Source organism: Micromonospora sp. NPDC023737 (assembly GCF_040639715.1).
Classification (GTDB): domain Bacteria; phylum Actinomycetota; class Actinomycetes; order Mycobacteriales; family Micromonosporaceae; genus Micromonospora.
Window position 1 is genome coordinate 1 of the sequence record NZ_JBFAAL010000035.1, and the last position, 10,919, is coordinate 10,919.

A 10,919-nucleotide genomic window follows, 5' to 3' on the forward strand; every position below is an offset into this window, starting at 1 on the left:
TACTGCACTCGGGAGGGTGTGGGAGAGTAGGACACCGCCGGACATTCTTTCCGTTCAGGGTCACCCCAAACTTGGGGTGGCCCTGAACGCGTTTCTGGCCCCGGAAGCGCTAGGAAGACCCGCGTCGGCGCACTCGGTCGAAGGTTTTCCGGGCGCCCGCCACGTCATAGCCGTGAAGGGCAGGCGGCCTGCTGAACGACTGGACCGGAAGCTGGTGCCGCAGAGTCGCACTGGCCTGGCTCTAGATGATGATGATCGGGTTGGTCATTGCCGCCATGTGTCCGGTGGGGTGGCGTACCTCGACGCGGACGAACATCGACTCCTTGGCGCTGGTGTGCCAGTCAATCGTGCCTGCGCCCTCGTGAGGCAACACGTCGTGGTGCACTGCGCCCCGGTCGGTGTGGAAGCTGACCGTGCCGGACGGCACACCCGTCACCTTCACCCGGGCCACGATGGGCGCGCCGCCGGTGTCCAACTGCTCACCGATCCCGACGCTGCGGTCGTCGGCGCGGGCGGTAAACGACAGCCGGACCGCGCCCGACTCGGCAATCCAGGTGTGCCCAGCCCGGATACCGGCGAGCACGGCGGCGGTGCCCAGTTCCTCGGCCAGCACGACCGTCTGCGGAGTGCCGATCTGACCTCGCAGATGTACGTCACTGTTGCCTATCGCAGGACGCCAACGCCCGTGGCGTATCTCGGCCGCCAGGCCGCGGCCCCACTCGGCAACCGCCGCCTCGTTGTCAGCGTTCCAGGGCAGGTCCGAACTCCACAGCCCGTTCCATACCTCGACCGCATCGAATCCCTGGAACGGATACATGAACGCGCCGGACGGGTACGGTGCGTGCGGGTGGGCCACGACGCAGAGACCACCGGCTTGATGGACGTGATCCAGAGCTTGGTCGATCAGGCCGTCGCGCGGGTTGTAGCGCCAGTCGATGACCTGGCCGGGCTCCAGGCCTAACGCGAGCCAGTGTCCGGTGTCGGTGATGATCTCTTGGCCAAGGACCACCAGCAGATCGTCACCGACGAGCGACCCCCAGGCATCATGGGTGTCCGCGGTGTTGTGCTCAGTGATGGCGATGAAGTCGAGCCCGACCTCGCGGGCGGCAGATGCAACCTGCTCCGGCGTCAGCTCACCGCCATGCGAGCGCTGCGAGTGCACGTGACAGTCGCCCCGATACCAGCCGCGCCCCCGTCCGGCCGCCCGCCTGGGCGGGAACTCTGCCTCAGCAGGGGTCGCCGTCGTCATGCTCGTGTCCCGGCCATGTCGGGCATTTAACCAGAAGATCACCGATGCGTTGAGCGCCGAGCTCTGGCGTACCAATCTCGGCGACTGCGGACGGGGCCGGCGGTGGTTCAGGGCTCAGGTAGCTATCACCCGGGCTGCCGCAAACCGCCAATCGATGGGAGACAGGAAAGTGAAGATCCGTTAGCCTCGATGGCTAGCCGGGCGGGCCGTCGCCTGGAGCTCGTCACGGGGAGGACGGATGAACCTTCGCAGGAAGATGTCGGCCGTATCGGCGGCCGGTGCACTGGCCATCATCACGACCGTCAGCGCGGGCGGATCGCCTGCGGCGGCACAGACCGGGACGGTTGCCGCCGCAACCGATGCCCCGGTCACCCACGAGGAGAACCCGCGGGTCCCCGAGGGGGCAGCGTGGACGGAGGCGTACTTCCCGTCCTCGGACGGCAGCGGGGTCGAGCTGCACGCCGACGTGCTGCGCCCGGCGCACCTGCCGCCCAATGCGAAGACGCCGGTGATCCTCTCGGTCGGCCCCTACTTCGCCCACGCCGGGCAGACCGACCCTGAGGGCTGGGACCGGGTCGGACCCTCGGCACGCTTCCAGGACTTCATCGACGGCGCCGACCTGATGGCCCGCGGCTACACCTTCGTCATGGTCGACCTGCGCGGCTTCGGCGGCAGCACCGGATGCCTGGACTTCCTCGGCCCAGGCGAACAAGCCGATGTCAAGGCGGCCGTCGAATGGTCTGCCAGCCGGCCCTGGTCGACCGGCAAGGTGGGCATGTACGGCAAGTCGTACGACGCCAACACCGGGTTGGCGGCCAACGTCCTCAAGCTCAAGCCGTTGCGTGCGATCGTCGCTCAGGAACCGACCTGGAACAGGTACAACTACCTGTTCAGCAACGGGGTGCCGCGTTCCAACGCGACCAGCAGCCCACGAGGGTACGGTTCGATCGCGACGATGGCACCGCTGGCTGATGACAGCGACCGTTACAAGGCGAACGCGCAGTACGAGGCGAGCCACCCCGAGTGCCTGAGCAACAACCAGACCGACACCCAGGACCCCGACCCGACGTCGCCGTACTGGCGGGCCCGCGACTTCGCCGCCCGCGCCGTCGGGACCCACACGCCGCTGTTCGTCACGTCGGGCTTCATCGAGGACAACACCAAGCCCGAGGACATGGAGCAGTACCTCGACAACCACAAGGGCCCGGAACGGGGCTGGCTCGGTCAGTGGGAGCACGTTCGCGGTAACGACACCACCGCCGACGGCCGGCTCAAGATGGGACGGGCGGGCTGGTTCGACGAGGTGATGCGGTTCTACGACCAGTACCTGCGCGGCATCAAGCCGTCGGTGAGCGACCCGGCGTTCGCCATTGAGGACAGTCTCGCCAACTGGCGGGCGCAGGCGACCTGGCCGAAGGCCGACAGCTCGTACCGGGTGCGGCTGTCGCCGGGGCGGTACGTCGACGACGGCGGCGCCGCACAGAGCGCGGCTCGGCTGACGTCTCCGCCGCAGGCCAAGGGCTGGGACATCGAGAACGCGCCGTCGGCCGGCCCGCTGGCAGCCGTGCAGACGGAGAACGCCGAGGCACCCGGAAACAGCTTCTGGACCTGGTCCACGCCCGTCACCGAGCAGGTGCGGATCACGGCCACGCCGGAGGTCACGTTGAAGACCACCGGTCAGGGCAACGTGCTGGTACGGCTGTGGGACGTCGCGCCGGACGGCACGGCGACGATGTTCGACGAGAACGCCGCGCTGCTGGACGGCAGCCGGTCGACCCTGGTCGAGCTGAAGGCGACGGACTGGACGTTCGAGCGTGGGCACCGGCTGGGGGTGCAGATCGGAACCGTCAGCGCATCCGGCTGGCGGGACGTTCCCTCCGGGCAGACGATCAAGGTCTCCGACGCGCGGCTCGCCCTCGACGTGCAGGACCCGCGGTTCGATGTGCCGACCCAGGGTGATCGTTCGCCGTACCTGGACCGGTACGTCGCGGCGAACACGACGACGCTCGGCAACGTCGGCCCGGGGACCTTCGAGCTGAAGCTTCCCCACAAGCGCTGACCGAACAGGGGGCCCGGCACCCGCTGGTGCCGGGCCCCCTGGGATCACTGCCCTCGGCGCAGCGACAGGCCGGCTACGGTGTCGGACGCGTGGGCGCAGATTGATCCGCGCGGCCGCGGTTCGGTCCTCCGCGCCACACATAACGAGCTGCTCAGGGCGCGGAGCCGTCAGAGGGTGCCCGCGCGCCGAGGTTCCGCGCACTGAGGAACCGTCAGAGGGCGCCCGCGCCCGCCTCGGCGACCGTCTGGTCCTGCTCGCCCGTGCCGCCGCTGACGCCGACCGCGCCGACGACCTCGCCGCCGCGGCGCAGCGGGATACCGCCGGCGAAGATCATCACGCGGCCGTGGTTGCTGGTGTGGATCCCGTAGAACTGCTGCCCTGGCTGCGAGTTCGCGCCGAGTTCCTTGGTCGCGATGTCGAACGCCCGCGACGTCCACGCCTTGTTGACGCTGATGTCGATGCTGCCCGTCCAGGCGCCGTCCATGCGTACGTGGGCGACGAGATTGCCGCCCACGTCGACCACGGCGATGTTCATCGGCTGACCGATCTCGGCGGCCCGCGCCTCCGCGGCCTCGATGATCCGGCGGGCGTCGGCGAGGTTGACGGTCGCCATGGATGCTCCCTGCGGGTGAGTGTTGGGTTGTCGGCTCAGGCGGCGGGCTTGAGGACCACCTTGGAGTAGCCCTCCTCACGCCTGTCGAATCGCGCGTACGCCTCCGGCGCGTCGTCGAGGGGAAGCTGCTTGCTGACCACGAAACTGGGCCGCGCCCGGCCGGCGATGATCAGGTCGCGCAGGTACCGGTTGTAGGCCTTCACGTTGGCCTGCCCGGTGCCGATCCGCTGGCCCTTCTCGAAGAGCTTGCCCACCCGAAACAGCAGTTCGCCGTTGGCCGAATGCGGGTCGGGTGCGCCCGGGTCCTGCGAGACGTACAACCCGACGACGCCGATCGTGCCGGTGGCGCGGACGATCTCGATCAGGCTGTTGAGCACGCTCGCCGGCTGTTCTTCGCCGCTGGTCGCGGTGGCCTGGTAGCCGACCGCGTCGACGCCCTTGTCGGTGCCGTCGCCGCCGGTCTGGTCGCGAATCTGCTCAACCGGGTCAGCCTTCGAGTAGTCGACCGGGATCGCGCCGATCGACTCGGCCAGCTGCAGGCGCGACGGTACCCGGTCGACCACGAACACCTTCGCCGCGCCCATGATCACCGCGGAGTAGGCGGCCATCAGCCCTACGGGCCCCGCGCCCATGACCGCGATCGTTTCCCCGGGACGCAGGTTCGTCATCGCGACGCCGTGGTAGCCGGTGGGGAAGATGTCGGCGAGCATCGCGAAGTCGTTCTCGTGCTCACCGCCCTTGGGCAACTGGAGGCAGTTGAAGTCAGCGAACGGTACGCGCAGGTATTCGGCCTGCCCGCCGCGGTACGGCCCCATCGCGACGTAGCCGTATGCCCCACCGCCGTAGCCCGGGTTGACCGTGAGGCAGTACCCCGTGTAGCCGGCGAGGCAGTTCTTGCAGAAGCCGCAGGCGACGTTGAAGGGCATCGACACCCGGTCGCCCTCCTTCACCGACGCGACGCCGGAGCCGACCTCCACGACCGTGCCCATGTTCTCGTGGCCGAAGACCAGTCCGGGCTCAGCCTTCGTACGGCCCTCGTACATGTGCAGATCGGAACCGCAGATGGCGGTGGAGGTGATCTTCACGATCACGTCGGTCGGGTCCTCGATGCGGGGATCCTCGACGGTATCGACGCTGACGGTGCGCGGCCCGTGGTAGACGACCGCCTTCATGACCCGGCCTCGCCGCACACGGTCTGCTGCGCGATGCTCATGCCGACGACGCTAGGTCGCGAGCGTCCGCCGCGCGCCCGAGATGGAAGATGATTCCGCTTTCGTGCGTCCCATGGTCGGGAGGCCGGACCCCGAGCGTGGCCTAATGTGCAATATCCGCGTCGTTGACGCCATCTCGGCCGGCCAGTGAGCATGGATGCATGCACCGACGCGTCGTGCTCGTCGTGTTCGACGGGTTCCAGTTGCTCGACCTCGCCGGCCCCGCCGACGTGTTCGGCACGGCCAGCCTGCTGTCGCCGAGCGGGTATCGGCTGGAAGTCACCGCTGTCCGGACGGGCACCGTCCCCGCTCACAACGGCCTTACGACGCAGGTCGACACGGCGATCCCGGACATCGACGGACCCATCGACACGTTGGTGGTGGTCGGTGGGCTGGCTGTGCCGGACCGTCTCGGCGACCGCGACCTGATCGAGGGGATCGCCCGCCTGGCCGGCGCGGCGCGGCGCGTGGCGTCCGTTTGCAACGGGGCCTTCCTGCTCGCCGAGGCCGGGCTCCTCGCCGGACGCCGGGCGACGACGCACTGGCTGGCCACCGGCGAGTTGGCCGAGCGGTACCCCGAGGTGGACGTCGACGGTGACCCGATCTACATCAACGACGGGCCGGTCTGGACGTCGGCCGGCGCCAGCGCGGGCGTCGACCTCGCACTCGCGCTTGTCGCCGCCGACCACGGCCACGCGCTGGCTCGGGACGTCGCCTGCGGCCTGGTCGTGTACCTGCATCGGCCCGGCGGGCAGAGCCAGTTCAGCACGGCCATGCGTGCCACCACACCGCGTGACGAGCCGCTGCGGCGGCTGCAGGTGTACATCGACGAGAACCCCACCGCCGATCTCACCGTCCCCACCCTGGCGCGCCGGGCCGCGATGAGCGAGCGCCACTTCTCCCGCGTCTTCACTGAGCAGACCGGCATCTCGCCGGGCCGCTACGTCGAGCGTAGCCGGGCCGATGCCGCGCGCCGGCTCCTCGAGGTCACCGGCCAACCCTTGGACGCCGTCGCCCGGCAGTCCGGGCTGGGCGCGCCCGAGACCCTGTACCGCGTCTTCCGCCGGCACTGGCGGATCTCTCCCGGCGACTACCGGCGCCGGTTCCAAGCGAAGGTGAGTTGAGCATGCACGTCGCCATTCCGCTGTACCCACGGTTCACCGCACTCGACGCGGTCGGACCGTACACCGTGCTGGCGTTCGCGCCGGACGTGACGGTCACCTTCGTCGCCGCGGCGATCGGCACGATCGTCGATGACGTCGGCAGCCTGGCCTTGACGGCGACCGCCACCTACGCCGACGTGCCGCGGCCGGACGTGGTGCTCGTCCCCGGTGGTCCCGGAACGCTTTCCGCCATGGCCGACGCGGCTCTGCTCGACTGGATCCGGCAGGCGCACGAACACAGCACCTGGACCACCTCGGTGTGCAGCGGCTCGTTCCTGCTCGGCGCCGCAGGCCTACTGAAAGGCCGGCGGGCGACCACACACTGGGGTTGGCTGCCGCGGCTCGCGACAGTAGGCGCCGAGCCGGTCAGCGAAAGGGTGGTCACCGATGGCAAGATCGTCACTGCGGCCGGGGTGGCGTCCGGCATCGACATGGCCCTCACGCTCCTCGCGCTCATGCGGGACCGTGTCACCGCGCAGGCGGTCCAACTCGCCATCGAGTACGCGCCCGACCCGCCGTTCCACACTGGTCACCCGGACGTCGCCCCGGCCGAGCTACGCGAGCCGGCCCTGCGCCTGATCGGCGCCGCTTGACCGGCGCTGGCCCCGCAACGCCTCAGTCACCATCTCAAGTCGCGACTGGCAAGCACCGCGGCCCCGCGAAGGCGGCCGCTCACCTGGTGGCTGAGGCAGCAGCGTGCGTGCCGGTGCCCCCCAGGCACAACGCGGGAACCCACTTCCCGTGGTGCAGCCAAACAGGCCTGTAGATCGCTTGGGATCTTGCCGTACTAGTCTTCGCCGCATGGCATTGCGACCCGACGAGTTCTACGACCACGCAGTCGCCGTCGCGGACAGCGAGCGTCGGCTCCCGCTGGCACGCATGACGGGATGGGACATCAGTCCGTTCGAGCCGGACGGACTGCGCGTGGCGCCGCTACGCCCGCCGGTGCTTCCGGAGCCGCCGCGGCACGGCGAGGATCCGTCGGACTGCGACGCCTGCCGCGATCGGGACGAGGGGATCTGGTTCAACGATCACTGGCGGCTGGTCCGGATTGGGGGAGTGGGTGTTCCGCTGGTGCTCATGCTGCATCCGCGCGACCACTACGACATGGCGGATCTACCTGACGAGCTGGCCGCCGAACTCGGGCTTCTGAGCACCCGCATCGTGCGCCACATGCAGGCACTGCCGCACATCGCGAGGGCTCACGTCTACCGCATCGGAGATGGCGGCGCCCACCTGCACGTCTGGTTCTTCGCCCGGCCCGAGGGGCAGGCGCAGCTGTACGGGTCGTGGCTGGTCGTCTGGGACGACCTGCTGCCGGAGTACCCAGCCGACGTCGCAGAAGCTGACGCTGAACTCGTGGCGGACGCATTGGTCGCGAGCCACGGAGGCTACCGGTCGCCCACGCGGGTACCGGCCGCCTGACCGGCCTGAGCAACGACCCGATCACGCCGACGGCTGTTGCCACCGCCGCCGTGCGGATTTGCCAAGGTCACGTGTTCGGATCTGCCGCTGGTCAGGTGCCGACCGATCGCGCCGGATCGCGCCGTGGTTCGAGCTGGGCGGGAGGCGGGGGCGGAAGGTGAGCTCGGGCCGTGGCGATTACCGTTCGGACTTTCCGATGTTCGGCGATTCGGCTCCTGCCGTTGGACCGCCGGATGCCCAAGACTGAAGCGGTGTCTCACGATCTCGGGGGTGCGCCGCGCGCCCAGGTGGCAGTCACGGCTCTGCTCATCGTCGCCGGCGTGCTCGTCCTCTTCGTCCCCGCCGGTGGTGAGGGCCGCGTCCTCGTGCCGGTCAGCGAAGGTCACGGACTGTCCGCCGTGGACGGGGTAGGCGCGGCCCTCCTGGCGGTGGGCGGCACCTGGCTGGAGGTGCTCGTGGTAAGGCGTCTGCCGTACCTCGCTCTGCCGCCACGGGCCCTGTTCGGCCTCGGCCTGCTGGCCGGCCTCGGCATCGGGCTCCTGATCGCCTCGGTCTTCTCCGGATTCTTCTGGTGGTGGGCTGTCGGCGCCACCGCACTCGGCGTTGCCGTCCTCGTCCTCGCGCCTCTCACGGCGCGCCGTTGAGGCCTGCGGACCGTACGTCTGCTTCTGCCGCCGTCCGCGCCACTCCCGCGAGACGCCGCCCTGGGCCGTCGGCGGTCAGACGGACAGGAGATGACATGACGCCCCGACAGTTCGGTAGCCGAACGTGGCTGATCGGATGCGGTCAGTAGTTCGGGCCGTAGCGCGTCCGCTTCCTGTCTCGTTTCGCCCTTCGGGTGGCGTGGATCCAGTTCCGCGCACCGGCGCCCGCTTGAGCGAACGGGGGAACTGATGAGGTCTGTCCGGCGACGATTGTCGGTGGCATCGGTGGGGTTACTGGCGGCTGGGGCGGCAGGCCTGGGACTGGCGCCGCCGGCGCTCGCGGCCCCGGGCGACGCCGCCGCCCGGGGCGTGGTCCTCGACCTGGTCGGGGACCCCGGCGACGAGTCCGTCCAGGCTCAGGGCACGTTTGGAAGTGTGACCGCCCCGCCCGGTGGCGGCACGGACGACGAGACGTCGGTGGACGTCAGCCCCGCCGATCCGGTGAACGTGGTCGCCACCGGTACGGTCGCGGAGGTCACCGCCACCCGCGGGCCGACCACATCGTCCGCGTCGTCCCGGCTCGCCGACTTCACGCTGAACGTCCTCGGCGTCGAGGTACTGGACGTCTCCGAGTTGGGGGTCACCGCCCAGTGCAGCGCCGGCAACACCAACGCCGGAGCCACCGGCGATGACATCGCGGTCTTCGGTCAGCAGATCAGCATCCGTGACACGGCGCAGGAGTTCAACGCGAACGTCGCCGTCACCGGCCTGACCAACGCCACTCTGCACGCCGTCGTCGACCGTCAGCTCACCGGCACGCCGAACAACGTGATCGCGATCAACGTGCGCGCGGTGCTCTCCGTCGCCGGCTTCGACGGTGCCGAACCGGTGCGGTTCTCACTCGGGCAGGTGATCCTCGCGGAGGCCTCCTGCCAGAGCCCGCCGGCGGTGCCGCCGACGGCGTCGACGATCTCGCCGACCTCCGGCCCGCAGTCGGGCGGTCAGCCGGTGACGATCACGGGCACGGGCTTCGTGCCTGATGCCACGGTGACGTTCGACGGCGTGGCGGCCACAAATGTGGTCGTGGCCGCCGACGGTACGTCGTTGACGGCCGTGACGCCGCCGGGGACGGTTGGCCCGGCGGCGGTGGTGGTCACCACGGCCGGTGGCTCGACGCCCTCGTTGCCGTACACCTATCTCGCCGACGGCACCGGCGCCGAGGTTACCGGTCTGACGCCGGGCGAGGGGCCGGCCGCCGGCGGCACGACGGTGACCATCACGGGTTCCGGGTTCGGCGGAGCGACCGGGGTGACCTTCGCCGGGTTGGCCGGCACCGGCTTCACCGTCAACCCGGCCGGCACCACGATCACGGTGGTGACCCCGCCGAACCCGGCGGGTCCGGCGAGCGTCGAGGTGGTCTTCCCGGCCGGTACCTCCAACGCCGGCACGTTCACCTACCGGGCGGTCGCGGCGGCGCCGACGATCGAGTCGCTCTCCCCGAACCAGGGCAGCGCCGTGGGCGGCACCGTCGTGACCGTCCGGGGCAGCGGGTTCGTCCCGGGCCGGACCACGATCGGCATCTGCGGACGAACGATCGCTGCGGGTGAGGTCACCGTCGCGGCGGACGGCCGGTCGTTGACGTTCCGCACGCCACCGTGCGCGGCAGGCAGCGCCGAGGTCCGGGTGACGACACCGGGTGGTACGTCGAACGAGGCCGCGTTCCACTACCAGGCGAACCTGCCGGTCACCGGCGACTCGCTCGGCCTGCCCGTGGCGGCCGGCCTCACCATGCTGTTCAGCGGTGCGGTGCTGCTGCTCGCGTCCCGTCTCCGCAGGCAGCGCGTCTGACCCGGTCGTGCGCTGGCGTCGAGGCCGGAGCGCGATCCGAGTCGGCCCGGGTGGCGAGGAGCTCCTCGCCACCCGGGCGCTTCGACAACCTGGCGACCCTGGAGGTCGCTGGACGGGACCGCCCGGGTCGAGTTCGCCGTCACCGCGTAGCGATGTGCTCCCGGATCATGCGGCGAGTCCGATGGCATCCCCGGCCTCCGGAAGCTAGTGTCCTAGGAAGCTTTAGAGGGTGTGCCAGCCGTCTCCAACCGGCACTGCGGCGTCCGTGCGCGAAGGAGACAGCGGCCATGGCCGGATACGTCGGGTCGGCCCGCCTGCCGGCACGACGCTTGTCCTCAGTAGTGAGCGAGCAGATCCGCGCAGGTGACCTCGGGCTCATTGCGCCGCAGGGCGTGGTGGGCCGCTGAGGTGCAAGTGATCTACTCGATCGGTGAGCAACCTGCGAAACCTCGTCGTCCGCTGGCAGCGTGGCTGGGGTGTGGCCCGCGCACTGCCCGTCGCCGACGACGTAGACGGTGCGCTGCGGGTCCGGTGCATGCAGCCCGGCCGCGATGTCGAATACGTCGCGCTCGATGCCGACGAGGACATCGCGTCGCTCACCAGGCTGGCCGGGCTAGGGCGTGTCCTGCCGATCTTGTAGTGGTTGATCGTTGACGATGTCGCGGTGGTGCGTCGTGGCGAGTTGACCGATGAGGCGTGGGCGGTGA

At 69.9% G+C, this 10,919-nt stretch carries 10 protein-coding genes; 7 read left to right on the forward strand and 3 right to left on the reverse strand.

From position 1 onward, the window contains the following. Nucleotides 1–241: 241 nt before the first annotated feature. Nucleotides 242–1,249 carry a CehA/McbA family metallohydrolase gene (locus AB0F98_RS31520; protein ID WP_357743156.1) on the reverse strand — a complete coding sequence of 336 codons (1,008 nt, stop codon included), beginning with the start codon at nt 1,247–1,249 and terminating at the stop codon, nt 242–244. 238 nt (nt 1,250–1,487) lie between these two features. Between AB0F98_RS31520 and AB0F98_RS31525 the strand changes: the two genes are divergently transcribed. Beyond that, nucleotides 1,488–3,308 carry a CocE/NonD family hydrolase gene (locus tag AB0F98_RS31525; protein WP_357743159.1) on the forward strand — a complete coding sequence of 607 codons (1,821 nt, stop codon included), beginning with the start codon at nt 1,488–1,490 and terminating at the stop codon, nt 3,306–3,308. A 211-nt stretch (nt 3,309–3,519) separates the two neighbouring features. On the opposite strand, the gene AB0F98_RS31530 is transcribed toward AB0F98_RS31525, so the two are convergent. Together AB0F98_RS31530 and AB0F98_RS31535 are read right to left on the reverse strand one after the other, a co-directional pair. Beyond that, the gene (locus AB0F98_RS31530) at nt 3,520–3,921 is read right to left on the reverse strand and encodes a heme-binding protein (RefSeq protein ID WP_357743162.1); all 402 of its coding nucleotides are present in this window, start codon (nt 3,919–3,921) and stop codon (nt 3,520–3,522) included. Between the two features lie 35 nt (nt 3,922–3,956). Beyond that, entirely contained in the window at nt 3,957–5,093 is a 1,137-nt protein-coding gene (locus AB0F98_RS31535; RefSeq protein WP_357743165.1) for a glutathione-independent formaldehyde dehydrogenase, read from the reverse strand. A gap of 200 nt (nt 5,094–5,293) precedes the next feature. On the opposite strand from AB0F98_RS31535, the gene AB0F98_RS31540 reads away from it, so the two are divergent. The 6 genes from AB0F98_RS31540 to AB0F98_RS31565 all read left to right on the forward strand — a co-directional run bounded on the left by AB0F98_RS31540 (nt 5,294) and on the right by AB0F98_RS31565 (nt 10,852). Next, the gene (locus tag AB0F98_RS31540) at nt 5,294–6,256 is read left to right on the forward strand and encodes a GlxA family transcriptional regulator (protein WP_357743167.1); all 963 of its coding nucleotides are present in this window, start codon (nt 5,294–5,296) and stop codon (nt 6,254–6,256) included. Nucleotides 6,257–6,258: 2 nt separating this feature from the next. Then, complete coding sequence (locus AB0F98_RS31545) at nt 6,259–6,888, forward strand: DJ-1/PfpI family protein (protein WP_357743170.1); 630 nt, start codon at nt 6,259–6,261, stop codon at nt 6,886–6,888. Nucleotides 6,889–7,096: 208 nt separating this feature from the next. Beyond that, entirely contained in the window at nt 7,097–7,720 is a 624-nt protein-coding gene (locus tag AB0F98_RS31550; RefSeq protein WP_357743173.1) for a hypothetical protein, read from the forward strand. A gap of 251 nt (nt 7,721–7,971) precedes the next feature. Further along, a complete protein-coding gene (locus AB0F98_RS31555; RefSeq protein ID WP_357743176.1) occupies nt 7,972–8,364 on the forward strand; it encodes a hypothetical protein in 393 nt (130 codons plus the stop codon). A gap of 285 nt (nt 8,365–8,649) precedes the next feature. Beyond that, a complete protein-coding gene (locus AB0F98_RS31560) occupies nt 8,650–10,212 on the forward strand; it encodes an IPT/TIG domain-containing protein (RefSeq protein WP_357743179.1) in 1,563 nt (520 codons plus the stop codon). Between the two features lie 430 nt (nt 10,213–10,642). Next, a complete protein-coding gene (locus AB0F98_RS31565) occupies nt 10,643–10,852 on the forward strand; it encodes a hypothetical protein (RefSeq protein WP_357743182.1) in 210 nt (69 codons plus the stop codon). Nucleotides 10,853–10,919: the final 67 nt, after the last annotated feature.